Source organism: Pseudarthrobacter sp. KH_020_B (genome assembly GCF_057840185.1).
In genome coordinates this window covers 3666176-3690436 of record NZ_CM174506.1, presented here as the reverse complement: position 1 = coordinate 3690436, position 24261 = coordinate 3666176, and the positions used below count along the sequence as shown (strand labels likewise).

The following is a 24261-nucleotide window of genomic DNA, read 5'->3' as shown; positions in this document are numbered from 1 at the left end:
ATGATGTTGCTTATTGTTATTGCGGTTCCTATGGCGACAATTTTGATGCCGCACCCGGGACCGTTGATCCAAATATTGGTCGGGGTATTTCTCGTTGTTCTCTGGTGGGGCGCTGATTCCAACGCCACGGTCATTCCAACGATTCTCAGGCCAGCTCCTATCGTATTCGGATCGTTGACAATCGCTTCGGTTTCCGCAGGGGCTCTGGGCGCCGATCAATACGAAGAGTACTTCGTCTTGTGGCTTCTCCAAGCGCTGGGCATGGCGGCGGGTTTCCTCCTTGCCGCGAACCTGACTCGCTCTTCCGCGAAGGCACCCAGACCCTTGTCCGTCAATCGCTACTGGTTCTCGTCGAAGGTTTTTTTCATCCTGTTTCTCCTTGCGGCGCTTGCATATTTCGCGACGCAGGGAGTCCCCGCTTTGCAGTCAGACCTTGAGCAAGCTCGCGTGGACGCGGCCGAAGGTGGGTCTGGGTTCATCCGAATGTTCGCCTTCCTCCTGCCTACGGCGACGGCCGCAGCTGTAGCAATCAAGGGGTGGAGTAAGACGTGGCTGCTCGTGGCAATAGCGCTGGTCATCATGCTCGGTTACGGCAACCGCGTCCCGTTTATATATTTTGTGTTCCCACTCGCAGTCATGGTCGCTGTGACGACAAGGAAACTCGGATCCGGCAGGATTATTGTCATCGCGGCATCTCTCCTGGGACTCATGGGTGCGCTCGCCGCGTGGCGTGTTTACAACACCGAAGATATGGCAAGTTCCTATCAGTACCGCGATGCCGTCGCAAGCGGTGACAGTCTAGCTATCGCTTGGTCCGCGATTCTGCACTATACGCAGGTCGTTCCCGAGAATGCGATGCTGGTTAAGAATGTTATTGATTCTGGAGCTATCCCATTGCAGTTCGGTAGCTCGTACTTCACGTTGTTCGCATCAGTTCTCCCGGGCAAACAGGTCTCTCCAGACATGATGCTGAAAGAGCTTAACGGCGTCCAGTTCCTCGGGGGCGGGATTCCTCCGACCCTCGCGGGTGAGGGTTATATGAATTTCGGTTACTTTGGCGTTTTCCTGAACGCCATGATCGCAATGCTTCTCCTTCGTTACTGGGCATCGGTAGTTATTCGCACGAGTGAGATTCGGAGCGCAAGCCAGACGCGAGTAGTCGGCCTTGTCTACGGATATGCGCTGACGTGGGTTTGCTTGGCGCAGATTTCAGGCTTCGCGGGTTCCGCGACCGTATCACTCGCGGGTTTCCTGCTGCTCTTAGCCATAAGATGGCTCAGCGGGGATAGAGAGCCACTACCACCTAGGTTTTCAGCTCCCAAAGCTGTCGAGACGATTGAAAACACTTCGATAATAAGAGGCGGCTAGGGTTAGGCTCGGATCCGGTTCAGTGCAAACTGGCCATGAAATCGCCATTTCGCTGTCCTCTCGATTGCGACTGGAACTCCACCGCCGCCGGCGTTGGCGGAATGCGGTAGCCAGGGGCCTCCACGGGGAAGGTCGGACCCTTGCGGGCCAGCTTGATCGTCAGGTCTCGCCGCAATGGGCGTCGATCTCGTTGCCATCTAAGAAGTCGCCGGCCATACCGTAGGCCACGACGGAAGCAATGGCAGGGCCATGTGGAGGTCGCCTTCACCGGAGAGGCATTGACGTGGCTTGGACCATCGGGCGGCATCGCTAGGGCGTCTTCCGGTGAAGCCGCTAGCACATCGGTGTCGAGCGTTGCGTCGTCACTGGTGTCTACGTGATGCCCGGGATGTGCTTGGCTATGTCGGGGCCACATCGCGAGGAGTCGTGGAAGTTGGCGGCAGACATCCTTGGTGTTTGAGGATATGGACACGCGCCGTGATGCGCTGGGAGAGTCCTAACCCAAACAGGATGGCTGCAGGTCGCGGTCGTCCAGACACTGACGTGGCAACGTGAGCCATTCAAGCTACGCACTGTACGGCGGGTCAAGTCCCGAGCCATACAAGTCACTGTTGTCCGGGGACTGCATATCCTACCCCTTCAGGTGGCGTTGAATCGCACCACGTGCAAGGCGGCGTCGCGCATGAGTCTATTCCTCCAGACAGGTAGAATTAGCAAGACCGCACGAATATTGCCGTTCCGGGGCAGGCTGTTTCGCGGCTCCGGGAATTTCATCACAGGGGGACCCCGGTTTGGACATACGCGATTACCTGCGCATTCTCCGTCGCAACTGGATTTTGATTGTCGCAGCGGCTTTGACAGGCCTGCTGCTAGCAGGGGGCTCGTCCATGCTGACCAAGCCGATCTACACTGCAGACACACAGCTCTTTGTCGCAATTCAAAGCTCGGGTTCCGTGCAGGAGCTTCAGCAAGGAAATACTTTTAGCCAGGCCCGAGTCCTGTCGTATGTGAAGACCGTGGATTCGCCGGTCGTGCTGCAGCCCGTAATTGACGCCCTAGGGCTGGACATGACAGCGGAACAACTGGCAACGAACGTTGTTGCAACCTCGGAACCGCAAACTGTGCTTATTAACATTTCCGTCGTGAACACTTCGCCTGTGCAGGCAGCAGCCATTGCGCAAGAAGTAGCTGGAAGCCTGATAGAAGCCGTTGACACCTTGGAGAAGCCGAAGAACGGAGGCACTTCGCCCGTTAGTCTCTCCGTCATCAAACCGGCCGTCGCACCGACGACTCCATCGGCACCTAATACGCGGATGAACATGCTTCTAGGTCTGATAATTGGCATCGCAGCCGGAGTCGGCGTAAGCGTGCTCAGGACAGCCCTCGACAATAGAATTCGGGGCGAAGCTGATCTCCGTCACATAACAACTGCCCCGCTTTTGGGCGGGATTTCGTTTGATCAAGACGCTACTCGCAAGCCGCTCCTGACCCAAACTGCTCCACAAAGCCCTCGCGCCGAGTCCTTCCGGCAACTGAGAACAAACCTTCAGTTCGCCAACGTTACAGGCCAGGCCAAAACCGTGCTCGTGACGTCGTCCCTACCAGGAGAAGGCAAGAGCACGACGGCCACTAACCTAGCCATAGCACTCGCTCAGGCAGGCCAGTCGGTGTGTCTTGTGGACGCCGACCTTCGTCGTCCGATGATCAATGAATATCTTGGATTGGATCGGTCTGCCGGATTGACGACGGCGCTCGTCGGCATGGCAGACGTCAATGACTTACTTCAACCGTGGGGCGATGACAATCTCTATGTGCTCGCGTCGGGACAGATCCCTCCGAATCCCAGCGAATTACTCGGATCGAGTGAAATGAAGCATCTGCTTGAGAGACTTGGCCATGCGTTTGACTCCGTCATTATTGACGCTCCGCCGCTGCTCCCCGTAACGGACGCCGCCGTACTGTCTCAACACGTTGGGGGTGTGGTTCTCGTTGTCGGATCACAGAAACTCAAGCATCAGGATCTTCAGAAGTCTATCTACGCACTCGAGATGGTCGGATCTAACATCCTCGGGATTGTACTAAATAGGCTGCCTGCTAAGGGCCCGGATGCCTATGCGTATGGCTACTACAGCACCGACGCGAAGTCGCAATTGAAGTCCGAGAACGACCAGGACCGCGCTTCGAAATTTGCTAACCGTTACGCCTCTGAAGCTGTGAACGAATTCGGGCAAACGCCATTTGAAGACGACGTCCAACCGGCCAAAGTTTTTCCCGCCAGCCGATTTGGGCCCCAGTAGACCGCAACCCGACCGTTCGCCTTCCAGTAACTGTGCGTTCGGCTTCGAAATAGGTCAGTCAAGCTGGTTTCCTTTTAGTTTGGACACGTTGAACAGGTATACGGCGCTGCCAGTTTTCCGCGATCAGTGCAGCTTCGGCCGGACTCTCCGGGCGCTGCTGGTTCGCTCACGTTGAGGAACGGAGCGGCTTCCGGTTCCTTGCTGGCGCTGGAGAGGCCGTTGAACGCCATCACGCCTGCAACAGCGATGACCGCCACCACACCCACGCCGCCGGCCACCCAGCCCCAGACCGGCATTCCCGGCTTCTGTGGCGTCTGGGTGAAGGCGGGCACCTGGACGTACTGCTGGCCGGGTGCGCCATAGAGTGGCTGACCCTGCTGGTGTTTATGCGGCGGGGACTGCGGAGGCGGCCAGCTCTGCCAGGGGCGTGGCCCGGCGCCGGAGGAATCGGCGGACTAATAATGCCGTGTCCGCGGCGAAGGCCGCGATGGGGAGCGGTGCCCATCAACTCCGGACGGGTATCGCCGCGGCCACCGCATCCAGCTGGCACCCAGCCTTCAGTCAGCTAGGCACATGGAACCTTATCTATGCTTGATGGGTGAATTTTTGGTCAAGTAGTGGAATCCCGAACACAATGGAACGCCCGTTGGCGCCCGAATCCGGACTGATGTCCGGGCGGCAGCACGCACTCGATGGCCTGCGCACCGTCGCGGTGATCGGCGTTTTCCTCTTCCACACGATAACCGGGTTCGCCCCTGGTGGATCCATTGGCGTGGACGTTTTCTTCACGCTCAGCGGCTTTGTCATCACCCTCCTGATCATGAAGGAGTACCGCTCCACGGGCCGGCTGCGCCTTGGAATCTTCTACGCCAAACGGCTCGCCCGGCTCTGGCCTGCGCTGCTGGTTCTTTGTGCTGTGGTGGTTACGGTCGGCCTGATCTTTCCGTCGTCGGGGTGGGGCGGCCAGGCAGCCGATGCCATACCGGCCGCTGGCTACGTGATGAACCTGTCCAACTTCGGAGCCTTCGGTTCCTCCACCGGCGGCGGCGCGCTGAGCCCCACATGGACGCTCGCCGTCGAGGAGCAGTTCTACCTGATCTGGCCGGTGCTCCTTCTGGTGATGCTGGGGTTCTGCAAGGTCCGCACCGTCGCCTGGATCACGGCCGGCCTGGCGGCGGGGTTCCTGGTTTCACGGTTCTTCATGGTCTCAGGCGGCGCATCGCTGGCACGGCTGTACAACGGGCCGGATACACGGGCCGACGAGCTGCTGCTGGGGTGCGCTGTGGCCTTGATGTTGACGTCCGTCAGCCCGGGCTCGCGGCTCCATGGCTCGCTGCTGGCCGGTGTCCGCCGCGGCGGTCCGTTCGCGGGACTCGCCCTGCTGCTCGCCGTGTTCCTGCTCAAGGAGCCCACCGACCCCGGAGCCTGGTTCGATGTCTTCTGGACAGTGGGCCCCACTGCCTTGGCGATGCTGTCCGGGCTGGTCATCGGCTGGCTTGTCCTGCTGCCGGACGGCCTCATCTCAAAGATCCTGGGCCACCGCTGGCTTTCCCGCACGGGCCGGGACCTGTCCTATGGAATGTACCTCTGGCACTTGCCGGTCTTTATCCTGCTGATTCCCCTGGTCCCGTCGCTCGCCGTCCGCGTACCGCTGACGGCGTCCCTGACCGTCCTGATGGCGTATGGATCCTTCCGCTTTGTGGAGCGGCCCATCCGCCGCTGGGCCTCCAGAAGGTTGGAGCCCGCCGTCGTCCGTCCCTTCCCGGAGCCCGCGCCGGCCATGGAGCGGGAACTGGAGCTCGCCGGACGTTCCTAGGCACTTTGGTGACCAGGCCGTCGTCGACCTCTTTCCTGACCGTGCTGAATTTCTCCGCGACGACGCCGGTATGATGTGCCGGGTGACGAGAAACGGTGGGGGACTTAACGTGACCAAGCAGGAATGGATCAAGTACGGTGCACTCTTTCTGCTGGCCGTGGTTGCCTTCGGGGCAGCAGGAATCGCCCTGACGAATCCGCGCGGCCCAGGCGATGCCGTAAGCCCTCTGACGGCAAGCTCTCCGGTGGCCACGACGACTGCTACGGCGACCCCGGCACCCACAGCCACTGCAGCGGCCCAACAGCTGAAAATCAAGCTTCCCGCCCAGCCCGTCCTCCTGATTCTTGGCGATTCGTACACTGCCGGTGTGGGCGCGGACCTGCCGGGCCAGGGGTGGGCGTACCTTGTTGCCGGCTCGCTCGGATACCCCACCAACATCGACGGTGTGGGCGGAACCGGCTTCGCGTGGGGCGGTGGTCCGGAGGACAACCAGGCCCGTGAGTACGAAGTCCGGCTGCGGGAAATCGCTGAGGTTCCGCGCTTCGTCCCCAACGTCCTCATCCTTCAAGGCGGCCAGAACGACGCCCTGATCACCAGCCCTGATGAAATCCAAACCGCCACGGCGCAGACAATCGAGGCGGCCCGCAGCCTGTGGCCCGGGGTCCAGGTAATTGTTCTTGGGCCCTCGGCCCCCCAGCCGTAGCGGCGGAACTGCAAGGTGTGAACAGCGCCGTCCGCGCCGGGACCGCAGCCGCTGGTGCTCCGTTCATCGACGCCTACGAGGCCGGCTGGTTCACGGGTGCCAACAGCCCGGGATTCGACTTTGACGGTGCGCACCCGAACACCGCCGGCCACGCGCATCTTGCTGAGAAGTTCCTGGAGTCCTGGGCCACGCTGATTCAGTGAGCCGCCTTCTGCGGACGCGGCGATGCCTCTTCTATCTGTTAGCGCGTATCAACGTCCTCGAACACCAGGAACGTCTGCGTGTCCTGGACGCCCGGCATGGCCTGCAACTGATCGAAAATCACCCGCCGCAGGTCGGTGTTGTCGATGGCGCGCACCAGCAGGATCACATCAAAATCGCCTCCCACCAGGGCGATGTGATGGACCTCCGGGATCGCGCGCAGCTGCTCGCGCAGTTCACGCCACGAATGCTGGCTCACCTTGAGCGTCACGTAGGCGGAGGACTTCAGCCCGGCCTTGATGGGGTCCACCAGGGCCGTGAATTTGGTCAGCACACCTTCGCCGGTCAGCCTGGCAATGCGGGTGTACGCATGGGCCCGGGAGATGTGGACATTCTCGGCCACCTGGGTCACGGACATCCTCCCGTCCCGGGTGAGTTCGGCGATGATCCGGCGGTCGACGTCGTCCAGCGGCACCTCCCCGGGTTCCCCTTCAAGTCGCGCCAATTCGTCCACCGCTCCCGCCCGTTATCCGGCTCACATTTCAATTCGTCTTCCAGACTAGGTCCATCCGGCGGAACCTTCCACGATTTGCGGAAGTACTGGATACGAAACTTCCCCCGGGGACGGTTAGCGGTGGTGGGCGTGTTCAGAGGACGATGTTGCTGGTGTAACGGATCTTCGCAGCAGCTGTCATCACATCGGAGACGATGCCCGGCGCGTTCAGGGGTGAGGAGAACTCTGGGGCCGCCGGTATGGCGTCCTCGGTCCACAGTGTCACCACCTTGCGGTTCAGGGCCATGGCCGAGAGGGAGTACACGCCATCAAGGTCCGGCCACGTCTCATGGATGGCACGGGCCCAGGCTCGGGTTCGCCCCTTCTCGCCGAAAGCGATCTGCGCCGAACCGCCGGCCGGCAGCAGCCAGTCTCCCGTGAGGTCGGCCAGTGCGAGGTCACGCGTGGTACTAAACGCAGTGACGTAAGGGTCGTCGCGATCGACGTCGACGAAACGGGTCAGCTGGAATACCTCCGCCAAGCACGTCGGCACATCCTCACCGAGGTAGGCGGCACCCAGCGGCGCGGCATCACCTGGCGGCAGCGGGTGAGGTTCCCAGCGTGAGCCCGGCACGGGCCCCCAGGTGCGCAGTCGGTTCCACGGCACCATATGCCCCGAGGCGGTGAAGTGGATCCGCCACAGCACGGTGCCAGCCGGTATCGTCTTTGCTTCGTATCCCAGAGCCCGCAGGGTAGCCGCGTCCGGCGGGTACTGGTCCGGCATCAGTAGCCGGCCGCCAGTCCCTCGGCAAGGTCGACGACGACCTTCTTGCTGCCGCCGGCCTCCAGCCATGACTTGGCCGAGACATGCATTCCGTTCAGGACCAGGTCGGGTTGGGGCGTCAGGAAGAACCCGGCCACCGCCTGCGGGTGCAGGTCGTCGGGCAACGCACCCAGAACGTCCTCCAAGGAGGGGATCGACTGGTCACCCGTGTCGTTAAACTGCCATTGCGGGAAGGCTAGCTTGCCGTTGACCAGGTACGAGTAGAGCTTCCGTGCCGACTTGTAGTGCCGGATGGTGGACGCGGACATGTGCATGCGCTCGGCGACCTCGGCGGCCGTGCGGGCAGAAGCGTCAAAAACGAGCCGGGCGGCGGCGTTCGCGGCGGAGGCGATAGCGACGGCGGCATGGTCGGCTGCGATTCCCGAGTTCTTGTCCCAGAAGTCCCGGTCGCGTGCAGACAGGTCGGCTGCCGTCGTGCTGCGGGTCATGTCTTCCAGGGCTGAGACCAGGTCCTGTTCAGAAAACGAGGGACGGGCAGAGTTGATCCATGCATTGAGGGTGCCGGCCCCGTGGTCGGGCTTCATTCCGGTGCCGCGGTCCTTGACAGCGATGACGTCTCCTAACGACCCCCACAGTCTATGCCATTGCTAATGATTGTGGGACAAGAAATTCTGGCAGCTTCTACCTCGGAAAGGCGCCGGAGCAGGCCCAGCGTTTACCGGCTGAAGATGCTGCCTTGGAGGCGGTCGTTTGGGGCACCCGGGGGATCTAAGGTGTGATTGTTGGTGTGTTTATGTCCTTGATTCCACCTGCGTTCCGTGCGACGATCAAGTATGACAGCAGTGACAGGTGCCCGCGGCGGGTTGAAGGCCCACCAGAATTCCATCCGGCTTTCCGACGCCGACCTGGTGCGCGACTTGAGAGACCTGCTCGGGGCAAAGCTCGTCGCCTACATCGGCTCCGTGAAGGAAACCCGGGCCGTCCGTCAATGGGCCGACGGGGAACGGAAACCCTCCACCGACGTGATGGGGCGCCTGCGGACGGCCTACCACGTGGCGGCCCTGCTTGCCGAGCGTGATTCCCGGGCCGTGGTGCAGGCCTGGTTCCAGGGGATGAATCCGCAGCTGGACGACGTACCGCCGGCACGGCTTCTCCGCGACGGGCAGCTGGACGACGCCGGCCCCCAGGTCCTGGCCGCCGCCCGGGCGTTTGCGGCTGCAGGCTGATCGGTGGCTTCTGAACAACTGACTGCAGCCGAGGCCGGAGGTCGAGTCTGGCGCGTCGGATTCCGCCCGGAACCCTGGGCCTGGAGCGGCTGGGAATGGGCCACCGATGGACGGTTCCCCGGCCGGTGGGACGACCTCCACGGTAACTTCCGCGCCGTCTACGCCGGCTCAAGCCTCCGGGCATGCCTGCTCGAGGTCCTCGCCGGCTTCCGCAAAGACGCCCGGCTCAGCCTGGAACTCGACGAAATCATCGAGGACGACGAGGACAAGGTGCTGCATCCCACCCTGTCGCCAGGCCAGGTCCCCAAAGAGTGGCTGGATGAGCGCGCCGCCGCGTCGGCGGAGCTGTCCGGCCGCTACTGCGCGGTGACCGACTCCGGCAGCGTCGCGGCCCTGTACCCGCACTTCATCGGGCTGGCGCTGGCCGTAGGTTTGGGGGATTTCGATACGGCGGCGCTGAAAGACGCCCGCCCACGTCACCTGACACAGGCCGTAGCCTCCTGGCTTTACGAGATGACGGACTTCGCCGGCGTCACTTTTGCCTCCCGCCACGGAGACGAACTTCAGCTCTGGGCCATCTTCGAGCGTCCGGGGGATCCGCCTGTCACGCCGAATATCGAACGAGTCGTGATCGAGGACTTACAGCACGACAGCCCCGAAATGTGCGATGCCTTTCGCCTCCTCGGGCTCCAATGGGAGAACGACTGAGGCAACCACGATCCGACGCCGCCGCGACGAGTGGATCGCGGCCGGGATCTTCACCGAACTGGAGCAGACCGCCCTTGAAGCCTACGACCGGTATTGCGGGCTGCAGCCGGAGGACCTGGTCGTCGACGGGTGCCTCGTGAAGGCGCCCTGCGGCGGCGAGGCCGCCGGTCGTTCCCCGGTGGACCGCGGCAAACAAGGCACGAAACGCTCCCTACTCACCGAAGGCCGGGGCACCCGATCGGGGTGGTGGTAGCTCCCGCGAACCGCCACGACTCGCCCCTGCTGCGCCCCACCCTGGAGACCCTTGGCCGGTTCGGCTTCGACCTGCCCGAGGACATCACCGTGCACCTGGACGCCGGCTACGACTCGGCCGTGACCCGGGACTGCTGGAAGAACTGGGATGCGAAGCGCACATCGCCTCGAAAGGTACCCCCGCACCGATCCAGAACACCGCACGCTGGGACGTCGAACGCACCAACTCCTGGCACAACCGCGGCTTCAGGAAACTCCTCGTCTGCACCGAAAAACGCATCCGGGTCATCAAGGCATTCATCGCCCTAGCCAACGCCATCATCATCGTCCGCCGACTCATCCGCCAAGCCTGGACCACCCACCGCTGGGACAACCGACCGAGCCGGCGACCCTAACCTATTGGCGCAACCTCTTACTCCATGTTTCCTGGCCGAAATGTGGACAGTTCGTTTCACGAAACATGCAAGTAGTGCCGAAGCGCGTCGCGAATCAGAACGGATTTACTGATATGCCTTTCGGCGGCGCTCTGCGACAATAGGTCCGCCAACTCCGGTTCCAGGCGCACGGACAGCTGCACGCCGGGACTTTGCCCCAATGACGGGCGGCCTCGCCGAGGAGGATGCAGCTCGTCGACCTCATAACCTGCCTCAGCTTCATTTGCCCAGGCGTGAATCATCTCTTCCGTGACCGGCAGGCCGTCGATGGTTTCCCGTATTTTTGTCGTACATAAATAATGCGCTTCGACCCCATTGTTGGTAACCCCAAATAACGGACGGTGAGCGGTCCGCTATGCGTGCCAATTCGTCTACGGCTCCCGCCCGTAATCCGGCTCACATTTCAATTCGTCTTCCAGGCTAGGTCCATGCGGCGGAACCTTCCACGATTCATTCAAGTACTGGATACGAAACTTGCCCCTGGGCGATACTGGGAGTGACTAGTGGCTACAGAAGGACGGACCAATGACGATCTCCGCGGACCACTCTGCGCCGGACCAGGCCCAGCGTTTGCCGGCTGAAGACGCTGCATCGGAAGCGGTGCGCAAGTTCGGCATCACGGTGGAGGACTACATGCTGCCGGCCCGGCACCAGATCCAGATGGTGGACCCGGACGGACGGCTCAAGGCAGAAGGCGAGCAGGGCACAGAACCCGGCCACGAGTACCCGTTGCCCGGCGATGAGGAACTGCTGGCCGCGTACGAGCAGCTCGTCGTCGGACGCCGCGTCAACGACCAGAACTCGGCGCTGGTCCGCCAGGGCCGCATGGCGGTGTACCCGTCCAGCCACGGCCAGGAAGCCTGCCAGGTGGCGGCGGCACTGTGCCTCTCCGACGGCGACTGGCTCTTCCCCACCTACCGGGACGCCGTGGCGGTCATGGCCCGGGGCGTTGATCCGGTGGAGACCATGACCGTCTTCCGGGGGGACTGGCACAGCGGCTACGATCCGGCCAGGCACAAGGTGGGCATCCAGTGCACGCCGCTCACCACCCAGCTGCTGCATGGCGTGGGTGTGGCCCACGCGGCCAAGCTCCGCGGTGAGGACACCGTGGTCCTGGCGATGTGCGGGGACGGCGCCACCAGCGAGGGCGACTTCCACGAGGCCCTGAACTTCGCCGCCGTCTTCCACCTGCCCGTTGTCTTCTTCGTCCAGAACAACAAGTACGCCATCTCGGTGCCGCTGGCGCACCAGTCCGTGGCGCCGTCGCTCGCCCATAAGGCTGTGGGTTACGGCATGGCCGGCGAACGGGTGGACGGCAACGACGTCGTGGCCCTCCTCGCCGTGCTGGACCGGGCCGTTGCGCTGGCGCGTGCCGGTTCCGGGCCGCTCCTGGTGGAGGCGCACACGTACCGGATGCAGGCACACACCAACGCCGACGACGCCACCCGCTACCGGCAGGACAGCGAGGTGGCCGAGTGGCTGGCCAAGGATCCGATCAGCCGGATGACCACGTACCTCACCGGGCGGGGACTGCTGGACGACGACGGCGCCGCGCGGATCGCTGCCCACGCTGAGGACGTTGCCACTCAACTTCGTGAGGGGCTGGGTGAGGATGTTCCGGTGGACCCGCAGTCGTTGTTCCGTTATGTGTTCTCGGAGCCCACACCCCAGCTCAAGGAACAGTCAGCCATGCTGGCTGACGAACTTGCCCGCGAAGCGTCGTCAGAGGAGTCTGCGAAATGAGTCCGACCATCACCACCTCGTCCGAGGCGAACGGCAACGTCAGCGCGGCAACTGCCCGGGCTGCGGCTTCTGCTGCAGCGACCGCGGAGTCTTCGGGTCCTCAGCCTGTCACCATGGCCAAGGCCCTCAACACGGCCTTGGCCGACGCGATGCACGCCGATCCGTCCGTTCTGGTCTTCGGCGAGGACGTGGGCCTCCTGGGCGGGGTTTTCCGCATCACAGACGGCCTCACGAAGACGTTCGGGGAGCAGCGCTGCTTCGATACCCCGCTGGCCGAGTCCGGCATTGTGGGCATGGCCGTGGGGATGGCGATGAACGGGATGCGGCCGGTGGTGGAGATGCAGTTCGACGCGTTTGCGTATCCCGCGTTCCAGCAGATCGTCAGCCACGTGGCCAAGATGCACAACCGCACCAGGGGCGCGCTGAAGCTGCCCATGGTGATCCGGGTTCCCTACGCCGGCGGCATCGGGGGCGTGGAGCACCACTGCGACTCCTCCGAGTCCTACTACGCCCACACCGCCGGCCTGAAGGTGTTCACCCCGGCCACCGTGGCCGATGCCTACCGGATGCTGCGGGAGGCCATCGACTCGGACGACCCCGTCATGTTTATGGAACCCAAGAAGCTCTACTGGTCCAAGGACCTGGTGGACCTTTCGGGACTGCGGGAGGAGCACGTTTCCAACGCGGAAGCCGGGGTGTCCTCGGAAGGCCGGGCCGCCGTCGCCCGTTCCGGGACTGACGCAACGCTCATCGCCTACGGACCGTCCGTGCCCACGGCGCTGGCGGCGGCCGCTGCCGCTGCGGAGGAGGGGCGCTCGCTGGAAGTCATCGACGTCCGCTCGATCGTGCCCTTCGACGACGAGACCGTGTGCGCGTCCGTCCGGAAGACCGGCCGGGCCGTGGTGATCGCCGAAGCGCACGGGTTTGCGTCCGTGTCCTCCGAGATCGTGGCGCGGGTCCAGGAACGCTGCTTCCACCACCTCGCCGCCCCCATCCGCCGCGTGACGGGATTCGACGTCCCGTACCCGGCGCCGAAGCTCGAGCACTACTACCTGCCCGGCGTGGACCGCATCCTCGACGCCGTTGACGACCTTCAGTGGGAGAACTGACCATGAGCGCATTGCAAGTTTTTATGCTTCCGGACCTCGGCGAAGGCCTCACCGAAGCCGAACTGATCAGCTGGCTCGTTGCCGTAGGTGACGAGATCCGGGTGGACCAGCCCATCGCCGAAGTGGAGACGGCCAAGTCCGTGGTGGAGGTGCCGTCGCCGTATGCGGGTGTGGTTTCGGTGCTGCATGGGGAACCGGGGCAGACGCTGGATGTGGGAAAGCCGCTGATTTCGGTGCTTCCGATTGGTGCGCCCACGCCTGTGCCAGTGGTCGAGCCTGTGGAGACAAAGCCTGCCGAGACCGGCGCGGCTGAGGCCTACCGCGAGGAGGAGAAGGCCGGTTCCGGAAACGTGCTGATCGGCTACGGGACTCCCGGCGGCAGCGGCCAGGCGCGGCGCACTCGGACTCCGCGAAAGGAGGCCCCGGATGTGGACATCTCGCTCCTCCGGACGCGCGTCCCGGGCAAGCTCGGCGCCGTTATTTCACCGCTGGTCCGGCGCATGGCCCGGGAGCACGGCGTGGACCTGGGCGACATTCACGGCTCCGGTGACAGCGGGCTCATCATGCGCCGGGATGTTGAGGCCGTGATCCATCCTGTGGCGGTTTCAACAGGCTCAACCACTGGGGCTCGATCAACGGAGCAGACAACCACCGGTGGCGTCGACACACGTACCGGGCTGGGCATTTCCTCCCGGACGCCCGTCAAAGGTGTCCGCAAGGCCGTGGCCGCCAACATGTCGCGCAGCCGTGCGGAGATCCCTGAGGCCACCGTTTGGGTGGACGTTGATGCCACGGCCCTGGTGGAACTCCGGGCAGGCCTCAAGAAGTCTGATCCGCACAATACGCCGGGTCTGCTCGCGTTCATCGCACGTTTTGTCACGGCCGGGTTAAAACGATTCCCGGACCTCAACACCCGCATCGAAACTGCTGCCGACGGCGCCCAGGAGATCGTTGGCTTCGCCGGCATCAACCTGGGCTTCGCGGCCCAGACGGACCGCGGACTGATGGTCCCCTCGATACGCAGCGCGGACAAACTCAGTGCCCGCGAACTGGACGCGGAGATCCGCCGGCTCACCGCCGTCGTACGTGACGGCAAGGCGACGCCCGAGGAACTGGGCAGCGGCACCTTCACCCTGAACAACTACGGCGTTTTTGGCGTGGACGGGTCCGCAGCCATCATCAACCACCCCGAGGTGGCCATCCTCGGGGTGGGACGCATCATCGACAAGCCGTGGGTGGTGGACGGGGAACTCGCCGTCCGCAAGGTCACCGAACTGACGCTCACCTTCGATCACCGCGTGTGCGACGGCGGCACCGCAGCCGGGTTCCTGAGGTTCGTAGCGGACGCGATCGAGAACCCGGGATCGGTGCTCGCGGACATCTAGCGGGGGAAAGAGGTCCTGGCGGGTCACATGGAAAATTGGCACCTGGATAACTCTTTTAATTGGATAAATGCGGCGCTACTCCGAGTCATATCAATCGATTCTGGCTGGGGGCATCATTGTTTGATGGGGGTAGGCGGCGCAGCGACGTTGCAGTTAGTTTCGGTCCATAGGGTCGGTGGGTTCCCAACCCCGGGCCATATTTGTCCCGTCTTCAGGCTGCTCCCCAGCCGTCACGGCCCACAGCTTGTCTATGGCCGCTCCTGCTTCACACCATTTGCCGGGCCTCGAAGGCTCTGCCTTTCGTTCACCAATGCCTCGCCAGTCCTGCAATGGACCTGCGACGGGATTGCAAGTGCGGGCTCGACTGATGGCGTGCTTGCTTCAGTTGTCACAACCTGAACAGAAGACCGGGCTGGCCCGCGAATTCGGAATCAGTCGCGAAACCGTCTACCAGTACCTCAGGACAGAGAACTGAAGGCGGGAGCGAGCGGCGCGGGCGCAGACGGCTCGGAGTGAGAGGTTCGGTCGTCCCGGCGAGGGCGTGCGCTTTAGACCCGTGCGCTCCGCAGTCGTCGTCCGGGGATATCCCCAGATCTCAGTAGACTCGCTCTATGACCGGTACGCCCCTTCGAATGTTCTATGTAGACGATTCAGGGGCGGAAGTTTCAGGGTTTGCCTCTTACAGCTGGATTGAGTTCCTGGTGGAGGACTGGAAACCTGGACTGCGTGAAGTGCTCGACTGGCGCAAGGCAATAATGGCTGAGCACCGGATTCCGCCCCTTTATGAGCTCCATGCAACCAAGTTTGCTAATGGCAGGGGGAACCCGTCGCTGGATCCGGACTGGAACCGGAAGAAATCCAACCGCTCCCTGGTCGTTGATGACTTCGTTCGGTTCCTTGCCGGTTGCTCCTGGGTCGGGATCGGGACCGTCTACTCGCAGACGACACTGCGACGGCATCACTTTGCGAAGGAGAGGGCGCGCGTGTACAGCGAGCTGGTCAGGTTGATCGATACCCGGCTCTCTGCGGCAGGTGAGCTGGGAATTCTGGTCATGGACGGCGATGGCACCGACGATTCCTATGTTTCGGCCCATCGCAACCTGCCGCTGGCCACCCGCTCTCTCATCGAGGATCCGGTTTTCCAGCACTCCCACCGCAGCCAGTGGGTACAGCTTGCGGACATCACCGCATACGCCGGCTACCAGCATTTGCTCCAGCATGAAGGCAAGGAGTTCTCCTGGCCCTGGTATCCACGGTTAATGGAACGCGATGTTCTCGGTGGTCCCCTCTCCGTCTGAGGCCGCCGTTAAAAGAAGCTAGACCCGTTGGTCTGTGTTCACAGGGCGGGTCCGCACTCAAAGTATACAGATCAATTCGTGCTGGCGCATCCGCCCTACCAAGGTTCTTGGAAGTGTAGAACCGTGGACGTCTTCCACGGCGGCTTGACCGTCAGCAGTCCCTCGATTCGATAAGCCCTGGAGCACAGAAGACGACCTCAACGGGCAATTTTGCGGGCAGGGCATACCGGAATCCGAGACGCCCTGTGTAGAGGGAACTAAGTAGGTCAGGCAGCGGCAGAAACAAACCGCGGTGGGGGACCGGCCTACGGGCGCCGGTCAGCTGGTTCCAGGCCCTCGTTGGCGCTTATGCAACCCATCTGGCAAAGTGCTCGCATGAAACATCAACTGAGCCGCTTGGGAAGGGCTGTCGCCCAACATCGGAGAGCTGAGTGTAGGAACGGAAAACGATCAAATTGCCAGCGCCATTGAGAGTTCGGTCCAGCGACGGCGAACATCAGGGCGTTCCTGCTGTACGGCTGCGGCAATCAGGTCTGGATGTACTTGGTTTTCGTTGATGGACCGCTTGGCGGCGTTGACCAGAGCAGTCCAGCCACTCTCGACGACCCCGGGTTCGCGTAGTACCTCAAGCAGAGCAATATCCAGATAGGAGAGCTTCCTGCGGGCGGGGTTGTGCCGGGTGGCCAACTTGCAAGCCTTCAGGTGGCGCCACGGACCGATTTGCAGTCAAATCTCAGTCCGCTGTCCGCTTCGCTGAACTCAGAGTGCCGGACAAACTCAGTGCCCGCGAACTGGACGCGGAGATCCGCCGGCTCACCGCCGTCGTACGTGAGGGCAAGGCGACGCCTGAGCAACTGGGCGGCGGAGTCACGCTGAACAACCACGGGGTTTTTGGCGTGGACGGCTCCGCAGCAATCACCAACCACCCCGAGGTGGCGATCCTGGGGATGGGCTGGATCATCGACAAGCCGTTGGTGGTGGACGGGGAACTCGCGGTCCGTAAGGTCACTGCACGACGGTGCAGTATTCAAGAGCATCGGCTCAGGGATGCGGAGTAATCGCCACAATGGTGATGATTCGTGTCCCTGGGCCATAGTGCCAAAAAAAGCGCCAAGCCGAGGGGGTGTTGTTCTCTACATAGGAGTCCCAGACATCTTCACCGTTGGTCCCGGACATGGATGAGTACTTGTGGGAATTCAGTCCTGGATGGGATGGATTCGTTTGGAGCCGGCCAAGTGCCCTGCGGACCTTCTTCAGCTTCTTTTCCGCGTGGCCATCACCAGTCAATGCTTCCATCTGCTCTGCCGCTACCCGTGTAAAGCGCAGATCGAATGGTTCGGTCACTCGGCGTCCTGATCGTCTGCGTACTGGCTGAAGTCACCCAGGCTCGTGGTCTCGTTGGCAGCGGACTGGAGGAGGCCGAGGCTCACGGCCTCGCGGATTTGAGCGTTCTCCCAGATCAACAGCTCCCGTTTCGGGATGGAGACGAGCGGAGTTAAGAGGATTTCGCCGTCGGCGTTTACGGCAACGGCGAAGCGATCGTCCCTGCGCACCCGGGCCTTGCCGAGGGCGATCCTTGAGCGTTCGTCGGCGCTGACTTCGCCGACCGGCACAAATTTGGCAGCGCTGTCCACGGTCTCCTCCCACATGGCTCCTGCATGAATTCTTTGATGATCGTACGCCCGGCTTGGGGATTTGCCCATATTCCCATTTGTTGCATCGCTTCCTTTGTACCTTGCAGCCAGGACGAAGTTCGGTCCTTCGACGCCTGGACAATGTGAAAGCGCTCAAATCCCGGCGGAGATCGTTGGCTTCGCCGGCATCAACCTGGGTTTCGCGGCCCAGACGGACCGCGGACTGATGGTCCCTCTATACGCAACGCGGACAAACTCAGTGCCCGCGAACTGGACGCCGAGATCCGCCGGCTCACCGCCGTCGTACGCGACGGCAAAGCGACGCCCGAGGAACTGGGCAGCGGCACCTTCACGCTGAACGAACTGACGCTCACCTTCGATCACCGCGTGTGCGACGGCGGCACGGCAGCCGGGTTCCTGCGGTTCGTGGCCGACGCGATCGAGAACCCGGGGTCGGTGCTGGCCGACATATAGCGGGCAAAGCTCGCGAACTCTGGTATCGGTCCGGGCAATCGGTTTACTGATATTGCCGGCGGGATTCAGGTTGCTGCCCACTACGGTCGCCTCCGGCGGAAGAGGCTGAGCGGATTGCGGCCAGGAGATCTTCCCGTGACGGCAGGCCTGAAAAGCCCGCCGCGCTCCCGTAGACCCTGCATGTCAGGGCCGGTGACGCCGGCGAGGGGAACAAATCGCGGCTCCCGGCGATGAACGACGGCGAGCCGTGGAAGTCCATCGATTCGGCTTGTTCGTCGCTGGTCAATTCCACAACGCGCACCATGGCTCCGCCGGCACCTACTGCGGCCAGGGCCTGCCGAAACAGCTCCAGCGCAGGGGTGCTGTTGGGGCATTCGCCAATGATTCGCAGTTCGTAGTCCATCTGCCCAGTATCACCGTTCGGGGGCGGAAAGTACAGAATTGCATGTATACATCTGCGGATGTACTTTGGGATTATGGAAACACTGACGCATGCGCCCGTGCTGGCCCGTTTCGGCTATGCGGTCTCGGATCCGACCCGGGCCCAGGTTCTTTTGGCCCTCGCCGAAGCCCCCGGCTACCCGTCCGATCTGGCGGACTCCATCGGAGTGTCCCGCCAGAGCATGTCCAACCACCTGACCTGCCTGCGCGGCTGCGGGCTGGTTGTTGCAGTCCCGGACGGCCGGCGAACCCGCTACGAACTGGCCGACGCGCGCTTGGGCCACGCCATCAAGGACCTGATCGGGGTGGTTCTGGCCGTTGATCCGGCCTGCTGCGCTCCGGACGGGACGTGCGTGGCATGAGTGCCGGCCTGCAGGCAACCGTCGCTGAGCGCCGGCTTGTCCTGATGCGTCGTATCCGGTTGTTCGCTGCTGCGACCATCACGTACAACGTGATCGAAGCCGTGGTGGCGCTCTGGGCCGGCAATGTCGCTGATTCCTCGGCGCTGATCGGCTTCGGGCTGGACTCCGTCGTTGAGGTCGCTTCCGCTCTGGCCTTGTCCTGGCAGTTCGCCGCCAAGGACCCTGAACGGCGCGAGCACCTGACGCTGCGGCTCATTGCTGTCTCCTTCTTCGCCCTCGCGGCATTCGTCACCGTCGACGCGATCCGGTCCCTGACCGGCGGGGGAGAGGCCCAGCATTCCCCGCCCGGCATCGTGATCGCGGCTCTGAGCCTGGCGATCATGCCGGTCCTGTCCTGGGCGCAACGCCGAGCCGGCCGCGAGCTCGGCTCCAAGACGGCAGTCGCGGACTCGAAGCAGACGCTCCTGTGCACGTACCTCTCCGCGGTGCTGCTGGTGGGCCTGGTGCTGAACAGCACGCTGGGCTGGTGGTGGGCCGACGCTGGCGCCGCACTGGTCATCGCGGGGATCGCCATCAGGGAAGGGGTCAACGCCTGGCGCGGCGACGTCTGCTGCACCGTTCCCGGTGCGGCAGTAGAGGGCCACGGCACGGATGCGGACCACTGCTGCGCTGGGTGCGGGACCACTGCCGAGGACCCGCAGCCTTTGACGCTGACCCGCAGGCCCGACTGAGCAAACCATCCGCCCCACCCGAGCGGGAGTCTTCTTGCACGAGCATGAATGTAGCAACTGTTACACTTTCGTGCGTGACTTCCCTTGAACAGGTTCCATGGCTGGTTATGCTCGTGCAGGTTCCCTCCGACCCGTCCCGCCATCGGGTGGCTGTCTGGCGCGAGCTCCGGCGCTTCGGAGCCGTACCCATAGGCCAGGGCGCCTGGACTGCCCCCGATGTTCCCGCCTGCCGCGGGGGTGCTGAAAAGGCCAAAGAGCTTGCTCGCGCGGGGGCCGGCGAGCTGCTTCTCCTCACCACTGGCCCGGATGACGACGACGCCGGCAGGCTGCGGGAGCTGTTCGCCGCGGCCCGCGACGACGAATGGGCCGAGTTCATCGCCGACTGCGGCAAGTTCACGGACGAAATCGCCCGCGAGATCGCCAAGAAGAAGTTCACACTGGCCGAACTCGACGAAGAGGAACAAGCCCTCGACAGACTCCGCCGCTGGTTCCGGGCCATCCGGGCGAAGGATGTGTTCGGCAGCCCCGAGGCTGCCAATGCTGACCAGAAACTGTCCGAGTGCAGCGAGACTCTGGACGGGTTTGCCGCCCTCGTCTACAGCGAGGTGCACTCGTGACCGCTCCCGGTACGGCCCGGGAACGAGTCTCCCACGCGTCCTCGGCGCCCCTGTATGCCGCCGGATTTGTTACCGCGTTTGGAGCGCACAGCATCGCCGCGGGCCTGGGCGCGCAGAGTGAAAACATCGGCCTCACGCTGCTGAACCTTGGCATCCTGCTGGCCCTGTACGACGTGTCCGAGATCTTCCTGAAGCCTGTGTTCGGCGCGCTCAGCGACCGCATCGGCGCCAAACCTGTTATCGTCGGCGGACTTCTGGCCTTTGCTGCCCTTTCGCTGATCGGCCTCTGGGCCGCGGAACCCCTCATGCTGGCCTTGGCCCGGCTCGGCCAGGGCGCGGCGGCTTCCGCATTCTCACCAGCATCATCGGCGCTGGTGGCCCGGCTGGCACAGGGCGGAAAGGCGGGCACATATTTTGGCCGGTATGGGTCCTGGAAGAGCCTCGGCTACATCATCGGTCCGCTGATCGGTGCAGCGCTCATTTGGGCCGGCGGCTTCGCCCTGCTGTTCGGTACGCTGTCAGGATTGGCGGCGGCTACGGCACTCTGGGTCATCGCGGCAGTGCCGCATCTGGACCCTCTCCCACGCCAGCGTTATACCGTCCTGGATCTGGCACGCCAGGTGGGCGAACGTCGGTTCCTGGTCCCCACTCTGGTGCTCGCCGCGTCCACGGCGGCACTCGGCGCGGCAGTTGGGTTCCTCCCGGCACTGGCGATGCGCCATGGCTTGGACGCCGTTGCCGGCACCGCAGCTGTCAGCCTGCTGGCGCTCGGCTCGGTCCTGGCCCAGCCGCGGATCGGAAAGCTGCGGGATCTGCACCGCATCAGCGACAACAAAGGCACGACGGCGGGACTCCTCCTTATCGCGGCAGGCGTCGGCTTGCTTGCGGTCGCCCCAGGTGCTTTCACCATTTTCGTCGCTGCGGCGGCCATCGGCGTTGGCGTCGGGGCCGCCACACCGCTTGGCTTCGCGCATCTTGCGGACACCACCCCGCCGGAACGCATGGGCCGCACCATGGGCTCAGCCGAACTCGGACGCGAACTGGGCGACGCCGGCGGCCCGCTGCTGGTCGGTGGAATCGCTACCCTCACCGCCCTGCCACTTGGCCTCGGCGCCCTTGCCCTCCTGGTGGCGGCAGCCAGCATCCCCCGGCTCACCTCCGCGAGGCTGCCCCAGGCTTAGCAGTAGGAGTCGCGGTCCAGCAATCACGACCCACCACCCTCCGTCAGCTACGCGCCTTGCAGGAGCAGGGTCTGGTCTTGTGGTCCGGAAAAAGTCAGCGCGATCCGCGAGCTTCTTGGGCAGCAAGCCGGTAATACGAATCTCAGGACTTTCGAGTACCTTTCGAGTAAGCTCTCCTAACCCTTGAAACACGCGGTTTTAAGGCCGCTGCGGGGGAACAGAAAGTTTAGAGTGTGTTGCGAGTAGTGCTTCGGTCCACGGTTGCACCTCAGCGTCAGACAGCTTCCTCAGCGTGCTCAGCGCACAGCACCGTCGCGATCAGCTGGCCACCGCCGTCGGCCCTTTCATAGTGGGTCACGTGTTTGGTGATCCTGCCGCAGCGATCACAGAAGGACGTGTGTTGTTTTGTCTGCATAGCGAGATGTTACGCAGTTCGATGGATTTAAGGCGAAATCCCGGCTGGGAATGTGGATCTCCACATGCGGCCCGGGCCGCGTCGCCGCGTCCCGGGAACTCCAAGGGCCCGCGGGTAGAATCGGGGCCAAGAGGAACGCAGTCGCCCGGAGGTACGGAGAAACAATGTCAGAATGGCTCGACGTCGGCGCGGACAACTACGTGCTGGTCACCGAAGGATCACTACTGAACACCGGCCTGATTGTGGGCTCCGAGCGGGCCATGGTGATCGATACCGGCTGCGGGCCGCGGCAGGGGCGCGAAATCCTGGACGCCGTGCGGGAGAAGACCTCTTTGCCGCTGGTGGTGGTTAATACCCACGCCCATTACGACCACTTCTTCGGCAACGCCATGTTCGCCTCCGACGGTGCCACAGAATTCTGGGCACACGAAAACTGCGCCCAGGAGATCGACGACCGCGGGGACCTGCAGCGCCGGTTCGTGGGAACCCTGGAACCGGAGATGTCCACGGGGGAGGGCGAGAACGTGGAACTGGTGGTGCCCAATGCCATCGTCAAGGACCAGCCCGTGCTGGTGGACCTGGGCGGGGTAACCGTCACGCTGTTCTACCTGGGCCGCGGACACACCGACGGCGACCTCCTGGTGGGCACCGGCACCACACTGTTCGTGGGCGACCTCGTGGAGCAGGGCGCACACCCCTCCTTCGAGGACTCCTACCCCGAGGAATGGGCCGACTGCCTGCGGCACATCTCTGCCCTGCGCCACCGGTACGAGTTCCTGATCCCCGGACACGGCCAGCCCTGCAGCGACCAGTTCGTCAAGACCATGGCCAACACCATGACCACGGCAGTCCGCCAGGCCCAACAGTCCATCCGCGAAACCCCCACCGACGCCACCAAGGCCATCCCCGTGCTGCCCTACGGCCCGGAACAGTCGCGCTGGTTCATCAAGCGGCTCCAGGAAACCCGGCCGCTGCACTAGCCCCGAGGCCTTGATTATTCAGAACACGTTCTGAATAATGAAGGTATGTCCACCCCCACCATTTCACGCACGGCACAGTCCTCCGAGCTATCCCGCAATTCGGCGAACGTCTTCAAAGCGGCCGAGGAAGGGCCCGTTAGGATCACCCGCCGCGATGGGGAAGCCCTCGTTCTTCTGACATCCACCGAGTTCGATCGGGAACACGAAGGGGCAGAGCTGGCGGCTCACCTCGTGACCGCTTCTTTGGGAGACCCGCAGGTCCCGTTTGTGGAGCGGCTCCGCGGCCCCTTTCCCTGGATTGCATTCCTCAGCGAGGCAGACCAGGCCGGCTTCGCAGGCGAAATTGTCGCCATCACCCGCGCATGTGCCTCCGTCGGCAGGTTCGACAAGGCATTGATTGCGCTTCGGGCCTGGCGATCCACTGCGGAGGCCATTAGCGCCGGTTACACCCCCGATGACCAGTTGGACTGGATCGAGCCCACGGCGGTTGCAGACCCGCGCACTGCATGAGCGCCAAGAGATCCGGCGTTCCACGGCCCCTCAAGAAGGCAGAGTTCGAAATTCAGTTCGGTACCAGTCAGGCCGAAAAGGGATGGAAGGATCTTCTCGCCACGGCGAGGAATTCCGTCGTGGACGCGTGGGACTTCCTGACCAAGACACCGCTGGAAGAGTCTGCGAAGAACCATCAGCTCAAAGGCGAGCTATCTACCCTCACACATAAGGGCGGCACCTTCGGCCGCTGGCAGCACGAACTTCCCGGCGGTGCACGGCTTTGGTTCTACGTCGACGGGCAAACCGTCTGCTTAGTTGATGTGCACACGCATCACCCCAACGCCACCAAGTAGCAACGGGCCTACGCGGGCCGGACAGCGAACGCGCTGGTTCATCAAGCGCCTGCAGGAGACGCGGCCGCTGCACTTGGGCGCGCCGTCGTCGTTCGCTTATTCAGAAAAGCCCCGGGCGCTGAGTCTCCGCACCTTCGAGCTGATCTTGTGCATCGGCTGCCCACAGTGGACGTAGTGCCCGCCGAAGACCAGGACGTCCGGCGGCGGGCTGACGGTGGTGATGGAGTGCAGCGTCAGCCCGCCGTCGGCGCCGCAGCGGACGCAGGTAACCGGCCATGACTGGCTCTCTTTCGCTCCGTGCATTCCGGCCGTCGTGTGGCTACAGCGGCAGCTCCAGACGACCTGCACGGGGCGAAAGGGGATTCATCTACCGAAGTGCTCGAATTTAGCGTGTCTCCCGGCCGCTGCCTCAGCTGCGCCCCGTCCTGTGAGGCCTCAGGCATGATGGTTGGGTGACTACCGAACACGCATTGCTTTCAGTCCGGCCCGGCATGGAGGACGAATTCGAGAATGCTTTTAGCAAGGCGAAATCGATAATTGGCTCCATGCCCGGATTCCAGGGCCTCACACTGTCGCGCTGCATCGAGAATTCATCCACGTACCTGCTGCTGGTGGAATGGGCGCTGCTGGAGGACCATACCGAGGGTTTCCGAGGATCGGCCGAGTACCAGGAATGGCGCGCGCTCCTGCATCATTTCTACTCGCCGTTTCCAACCGTGGAGCACTACGAGCCTGTTGTGGTGATGTAGACGCTCGTTACGTGC

At 63.2% G+C, this 24261-nt stretch carries 31 protein-coding genes and 3 pseudogenes; 23 read left to right on the top strand and 11 right to left on the bottom strand.

Annotated features, from left to right (window positions below; translation table 11 throughout):
• Window positions 1–1368, top strand: coding sequence for an O-antigen polymerase (locus tag AC3IT0_RS17160; protein WP_489320882.1), 1368 nt, complete (start codon window positions 1–3; stop codon window positions 1366–1368).
• A 791-nt stretch (window positions 1369–2159) separates the two neighbouring features.
• On the top strand, window positions 2160–3665 hold the full coding sequence (locus AC3IT0_RS17155) for a tyrosine-protein kinase domain-containing protein (protein ID WP_489320881.1): 1506 nt from the start codon (window positions 2160–2162) through the stop codon (window positions 3663–3665).
• A 74-nt stretch (window positions 3666–3739) separates the two neighbouring features.
• On the opposite strand, the gene AC3IT0_RS17150 is transcribed toward AC3IT0_RS17155, so the two are convergent.
• Window positions 3740–3997: a hypothetical protein gene (locus tag AC3IT0_RS17150; RefSeq protein WP_489320880.1), complete on the bottom strand. Its 258-nt coding sequence runs from the start codon at window positions 3995–3997 to the stop codon at window positions 3740–3742.
• Between the two features lie 302 nt (window positions 3998–4299).
• On the opposite strand from AC3IT0_RS17150, the gene AC3IT0_RS17145 reads away from it, so the two are divergent.
• The 3 genes from AC3IT0_RS17145 (at window position 4300) to AC3IT0_RS17135 (ending at window position 6387) form a co-directional block, all read left to right on the top strand.
• A complete protein-coding gene (locus AC3IT0_RS17145; RefSeq protein WP_489320879.1) occupies window positions 4300–5481 on the top strand; it encodes an acyltransferase family protein in 1182 nt (393 codons plus the stop codon).
• Between the two features lie 109 nt (window positions 5482–5590).
• On the top strand, window positions 5591–6184 hold the full coding sequence (locus AC3IT0_RS17140; RefSeq protein WP_489320878.1) for an SGNH/GDSL hydrolase family protein: 594 nt from the start codon (window positions 5591–5593) through the stop codon (window positions 6182–6184).
• A gap of 17 nt (window positions 6185–6201) precedes the next feature.
• On the top strand, window positions 6202–6387 hold the full coding sequence (locus AC3IT0_RS17135; RefSeq protein WP_489320877.1) for a hypothetical protein: 186 nt from the start codon (window positions 6202–6204) through the stop codon (window positions 6385–6387).
• Window positions 6388–6425: 38 nt separating this feature from the next.
• Here AC3IT0_RS17135 and AC3IT0_RS17130 read toward each other — a convergent pair whose 3' ends face one another.
• The 3 genes from AC3IT0_RS17130 to AC3IT0_RS17120 form a co-directional block, all read right to left on the bottom strand.
• The gene (locus AC3IT0_RS17130) at window positions 6426–6890 is read right to left on the bottom strand and encodes an Lrp/AsnC family transcriptional regulator (protein WP_248759136.1); all 465 of its coding nucleotides are present in this window, start codon (window positions 6888–6890) and stop codon (window positions 6426–6428) included.
• A gap of 142 nt (window positions 6891–7032) precedes the next feature.
• Window positions 7033–7662 (bottom strand): RES family NAD+ phosphorylase, encoded by a 630-nt coding sequence (locus AC3IT0_RS17125; protein ID WP_489320876.1) that lies wholly within the window; start codon window positions 7660–7662, stop codon window positions 7033–7035.
• Window positions 7662–8246 (bottom strand): hypothetical protein, encoded by a 585-nt coding sequence (locus AC3IT0_RS17120; protein WP_489320875.1) that lies wholly within the window; start codon window positions 8244–8246, stop codon window positions 7662–7664. Before AC3IT0_RS17120 ends, AC3IT0_RS17125 begins: the two co-directional genes overlap by 1 nt.
• Window positions 8247–8495: 249 nt before the next feature.
• On the opposite strand from AC3IT0_RS17120, the gene AC3IT0_RS17115 reads away from it, so the two are divergent.
• The 3 genes and pseudogenes from AC3IT0_RS17115 to AC3IT0_RS17105 form a co-directional block, all read left to right on the top strand.
• Window positions 8496–8888, top strand: coding sequence for a hypothetical protein (locus AC3IT0_RS17115; protein WP_489320874.1), 393 nt, complete (start codon window positions 8496–8498; stop codon window positions 8886–8888).
• Window positions 8889–8891: 3 nt separating this feature from the next.
• Complete coding sequence (locus AC3IT0_RS17110) at window positions 8892–9596, top strand: RES domain-containing protein (protein WP_489320873.1); 705 nt, start codon at window positions 8892–8894, stop codon at window positions 9594–9596.
• A pseudogene (locus AC3IT0_RS17105) lies at window positions 9589–10243 on the top strand (IS5 family transposase); the annotation flags it as partial. The gene AC3IT0_RS17110 and the pseudogene AC3IT0_RS17105, both read left to right, overlap by 8 nt.
• Before the next feature lie 56 nt (window positions 10244–10299).
• Here AC3IT0_RS17105 and AC3IT0_RS17100 read toward each other — a convergent pair.
• A complete protein-coding gene (locus AC3IT0_RS17100; RefSeq protein ID WP_489320872.1) occupies window positions 10300–10524 on the bottom strand; it encodes a ribbon-helix-helix domain-containing protein in 225 nt (74 codons plus the stop codon).
• Window positions 10525–10807: 283 nt separating this feature from the next.
• Between AC3IT0_RS17100 and AC3IT0_RS17095 the strand changes: the two genes are divergently transcribed.
• From AC3IT0_RS17095 to AC3IT0_RS17075, 5 genes are all read left to right on the top strand, one after another.
• Window positions 10808–12025: a thiamine pyrophosphate-dependent dehydrogenase E1 component subunit alpha gene (locus tag AC3IT0_RS17095; RefSeq protein WP_489320871.1), complete on the top strand. Its 1218-nt coding sequence runs from the start codon at window positions 10808–10810 to the stop codon at window positions 12023–12025.
• A complete protein-coding gene (locus tag AC3IT0_RS17090) occupies window positions 12022–13134 on the top strand; it encodes an alpha-ketoacid dehydrogenase subunit beta (protein ID WP_489320870.1) in 1113 nt (370 codons plus the stop codon). The genes AC3IT0_RS17095 and AC3IT0_RS17090 overlap by 4 nt, the downstream gene beginning before the upstream one ends.
• 2 nt (window positions 13135–13136) lie before the next feature.
• Window positions 13137–14519, top strand: coding sequence for a dihydrolipoamide acetyltransferase family protein (locus tag AC3IT0_RS17085; protein WP_489320869.1), 1383 nt, complete (start codon window positions 13137–13139; stop codon window positions 14517–14519).
• Window positions 14520–14769: 250 nt separating this feature from the next.
• Entirely contained in the window at window positions 14770–14994 is a 225-nt protein-coding gene (locus AC3IT0_RS17080) for a helix-turn-helix domain-containing protein (RefSeq protein WP_489320868.1), read from the top strand.
• A 136-nt stretch (window positions 14995–15130) separates the two neighbouring features.
• Complete coding sequence (locus tag AC3IT0_RS17075) at window positions 15131–15817, top strand: DUF3800 domain-containing protein (RefSeq protein ID WP_489320867.1); 687 nt, start codon at window positions 15131–15133, stop codon at window positions 15815–15817.
• A gap of 450 nt (window positions 15818–16267) precedes the next feature.
• Here AC3IT0_RS17075 and AC3IT0_RS17070 read toward each other — a convergent pair whose 3' ends face one another.
• Window positions 16268–16504, bottom strand: coding sequence for a hypothetical protein (locus AC3IT0_RS17070; protein ID WP_489320866.1), 237 nt, complete (start codon window positions 16502–16504; stop codon window positions 16268–16270).
• Window positions 16505–16536: 32 nt separating this feature from the next.
• On the opposite strand from AC3IT0_RS17070, the pseudogene AC3IT0_RS17065 reads away from it, so the two are divergent.
• Window positions 16537–16866, top strand: a pseudogene (locus AC3IT0_RS17065) (2-oxo acid dehydrogenase subunit E2); the annotation flags it as partial.
• On the opposite strand, the gene AC3IT0_RS17060 reads toward AC3IT0_RS17065, so the two are convergent.
• On the bottom strand, window positions 16859–17161 hold the full coding sequence (locus AC3IT0_RS17060) for a hypothetical protein (RefSeq protein WP_489320865.1): 303 nt from the start codon (window positions 17159–17161) through the stop codon (window positions 16859–16861). The pseudogene AC3IT0_RS17065 and the gene AC3IT0_RS17060 sit on opposite strands and share 8 nt — an antisense overlap.
• Entirely contained in the window at window positions 17158–17466 is a 309-nt protein-coding gene (locus AC3IT0_RS17055; protein WP_489320864.1) for a hypothetical protein, read from the bottom strand. The genes AC3IT0_RS17060 and AC3IT0_RS17055 overlap by 4 nt, the downstream gene beginning before the upstream one ends.
• Window positions 17467–17533: 67 nt before the next feature.
• Here AC3IT0_RS17055 and AC3IT0_RS17050 point away from each other — a divergent pair.
• Window positions 17534–17925: pseudogene (locus AC3IT0_RS17050) on the top strand (2-oxo acid dehydrogenase subunit E2); the annotation flags it as partial.
• 43 nt (window positions 17926–17968) lie between these two features.
• Here the strand turns inward: AC3IT0_RS17050 and AC3IT0_RS17045 are convergent.
• Window positions 17969–18328: a hypothetical protein gene (locus tag AC3IT0_RS17045; protein ID WP_489320863.1), complete on the bottom strand. Its 360-nt coding sequence runs from the start codon at window positions 18326–18328 to the stop codon at window positions 17969–17971.
• 73 nt (window positions 18329–18401) lie between these two features.
• Here AC3IT0_RS17045 and AC3IT0_RS17040 point away from each other — a divergent pair, with 73 nt between their 5' ends.
• From AC3IT0_RS17040 to AC3IT0_RS17025, 4 genes are all read left to right on the top strand, one after another.
• Window positions 18402–18728, top strand: a complete 327-nt coding sequence (locus tag AC3IT0_RS17040; protein WP_489320862.1) for an ArsR/SmtB family transcription factor — start codon at window positions 18402–18404, stop codon at window positions 18726–18728.
• Entirely contained in the window at window positions 18725–19459 is a 735-nt protein-coding gene (locus tag AC3IT0_RS17035) for a cation diffusion facilitator family transporter (RefSeq protein WP_489320861.1), read from the top strand. The genes AC3IT0_RS17040 and AC3IT0_RS17035 overlap by 4 nt, the downstream gene beginning before the upstream one ends.
• Before the next feature lie 74 nt (window positions 19460–19533).
• Entirely contained in the window at window positions 19534–20076 is a 543-nt protein-coding gene (locus AC3IT0_RS17030; RefSeq protein WP_489320860.1) for a Chromate resistance protein ChrB, read from the top strand.
• Window positions 20073–21257, top strand: a complete 1185-nt coding sequence (locus AC3IT0_RS17025; protein ID WP_489320859.1) for an MFS transporter — start codon at window positions 20073–20075, stop codon at window positions 21255–21257. The genes AC3IT0_RS17030 and AC3IT0_RS17025 overlap by 4 nt, the downstream gene beginning before the upstream one ends.
• 274 nt (window positions 21258–21531) lie before the next feature.
• Here the strand turns inward: AC3IT0_RS17025 and AC3IT0_RS17020 are convergent, their stop codons facing one another.
• Window positions 21532–21672 (bottom strand): hypothetical protein, encoded by a 141-nt coding sequence (locus tag AC3IT0_RS17020; protein ID WP_489320858.1) that lies wholly within the window; start codon window positions 21670–21672, stop codon window positions 21532–21534.
• 164 nt (window positions 21673–21836) lie between these two features.
• On the opposite strand from AC3IT0_RS17020, the gene AC3IT0_RS17015 reads away from it, so the two are divergent.
• Genes AC3IT0_RS17015 through AC3IT0_RS17005 form a run of 3 tightly spaced genes read left to right on the top strand, consistent with a single transcriptional unit; the run spans window position 21837 to window position 23497 of the window.
• A complete protein-coding gene (locus AC3IT0_RS17015) occupies window positions 21837–22652 on the top strand; it encodes an MBL fold metallo-hydrolase (protein WP_489320857.1) in 816 nt (271 codons plus the stop codon).
• 45 nt (window positions 22653–22697) lie between these two features.
• On the top strand, window positions 22698–23162 hold the full coding sequence (locus AC3IT0_RS17010) for a type II toxin-antitoxin system Phd/YefM family antitoxin (RefSeq protein WP_489320856.1): 465 nt from the start codon (window positions 22698–22700) through the stop codon (window positions 23160–23162).
• Window positions 23159–23497: a hypothetical protein gene (locus AC3IT0_RS17005; protein WP_489320855.1), complete on the top strand. Its 339-nt coding sequence runs from the start codon at window positions 23159–23161 to the stop codon at window positions 23495–23497. Before AC3IT0_RS17010 ends, AC3IT0_RS17005 begins: the two co-directional genes overlap by 4 nt.
• Window positions 23498–23593: 96 nt before the next feature.
• Here the strand turns inward: AC3IT0_RS17005 and AC3IT0_RS17000 are convergent, their stop codons facing one another.
• The gene (locus AC3IT0_RS17000; protein WP_489320854.1) at window positions 23594–23800 is read right to left on the bottom strand and encodes a hypothetical protein; all 207 of its coding nucleotides are present in this window, start codon (window positions 23798–23800) and stop codon (window positions 23594–23596) included.
• 149 nt (window positions 23801–23949) lie between these two features.
• Between AC3IT0_RS17000 and AC3IT0_RS16995 the strand changes: the two genes are divergently transcribed.
• Window positions 23950–24246, top strand: a complete 297-nt coding sequence (locus AC3IT0_RS16995) for an antibiotic biosynthesis monooxygenase family protein (protein ID WP_489320853.1) — start codon at window positions 23950–23952, stop codon at window positions 24244–24246.
• The last annotated feature ends 15 nt before the right edge of the window (window positions 24247–24261 follow it).

Excerpts from the sequence above, each read along its gene's own strand:
- AC3IT0_RS17160 (WP_489320882.1), top strand. The coding sequence starts at position 1 with ATGATGTTGCTTATTGTTATTGCGGTTCCTATGGCGACAATTTTGATG.
- AC3IT0_RS17145 (WP_489320879.1), top strand. The coding sequence starts at position 4,300 with ATGGAACGCCCGTTGGCGCCCGAATCCGGACTGATGTCCGGGCGGCAG.
- AC3IT0_RS17125 (WP_489320876.1), bottom strand. The coding sequence starts at position 7,662 with ATGCCGGACCAGTACCCGCCGGACGCGGCTACCCTGCGGGCTCTGGGA.
- AC3IT0_RS17120 (WP_489320875.1), bottom strand. The coding sequence starts at position 8,246 with ATGAAGCCCGACCACGGGGCCGGCACCCTCAATGCATGGATCAACTCT.
- AC3IT0_RS17115 (WP_489320874.1), top strand. The coding sequence starts at position 8,496 with ATGACAGCAGTGACAGGTGCCCGCGGCGGGTTGAAGGCCCACCAGAAT.
- AC3IT0_RS17100 (WP_489320872.1), bottom strand. The coding sequence starts at position 10,524 with ATGATTCACGCCTGGGCAAATGAAGCTGAGGCAGGTTATGAGGTCGAC.
- AC3IT0_RS17095 (WP_489320871.1), top strand. The coding sequence starts at position 10,808 with ATGACGATCTCCGCGGACCACTCTGCGCCGGACCAGGCCCAGCGTTTG.
- AC3IT0_RS17090 (WP_489320870.1), top strand. The coding sequence starts at position 12,022 with ATGAGTCCGACCATCACCACCTCGTCCGAGGCGAACGGCAACGTCAGC.
- AC3IT0_RS17085 (WP_489320869.1), top strand. The coding sequence starts at position 13,137 with ATGAGCGCATTGCAAGTTTTTATGCTTCCGGACCTCGGCGAAGGCCTC.
- AC3IT0_RS17080 (WP_489320868.1), top strand. The coding sequence starts at position 14,770 with ATGGCCGCTCCTGCTTCACACCATTTGCCGGGCCTCGAAGGCTCTGCC.
- AC3IT0_RS17075 (WP_489320867.1), top strand. The coding sequence starts at position 15,131 with ATGACCGGTACGCCCCTTCGAATGTTCTATGTAGACGATTCAGGGGCG.
- AC3IT0_RS17055 (WP_489320864.1), bottom strand. The coding sequence starts at position 17,466 with ATGTGGGAGGAGACCGTGGACAGCGCTGCCAAATTTGTGCCGGTCGGC.
- AC3IT0_RS17045 (WP_489320863.1), bottom strand. The coding sequence starts at position 18,328 with ATGGACTACGAACTGCGAATCATTGGCGAATGCCCCAACAGCACCCCT.
- AC3IT0_RS17040 (WP_489320862.1), top strand. The coding sequence starts at position 18,402 with ATGGAAACACTGACGCATGCGCCCGTGCTGGCCCGTTTCGGCTATGCG.
- AC3IT0_RS17035 (WP_489320861.1), top strand. The coding sequence starts at position 18,725 with ATGAGTGCCGGCCTGCAGGCAACCGTCGCTGAGCGCCGGCTTGTCCTG.
- AC3IT0_RS17020 (WP_489320858.1), bottom strand. The coding sequence starts at position 21,672 with ATGCAGACAAAACAACACACGTCCTTCTGTGATCGCTGCGGCAGGATC.
- AC3IT0_RS17015 (WP_489320857.1), top strand. The coding sequence starts at position 21,837 with ATGTCAGAATGGCTCGACGTCGGCGCGGACAACTACGTGCTGGTCACC.
- AC3IT0_RS17010 (WP_489320856.1), top strand. The coding sequence starts at position 22,698 with ATGTCCACCCCCACCATTTCACGCACGGCACAGTCCTCCGAGCTATCC.
- AC3IT0_RS17005 (WP_489320855.1), top strand. The coding sequence starts at position 23,159 with ATGAGCGCCAAGAGATCCGGCGTTCCACGGCCCCTCAAGAAGGCAGAG.
- AC3IT0_RS17000 (WP_489320854.1), bottom strand. The coding sequence starts at position 23,800 with ATGCACGGAGCGAAAGAGAGCCAGTCATGGCCGGTTACCTGCGTCCGC.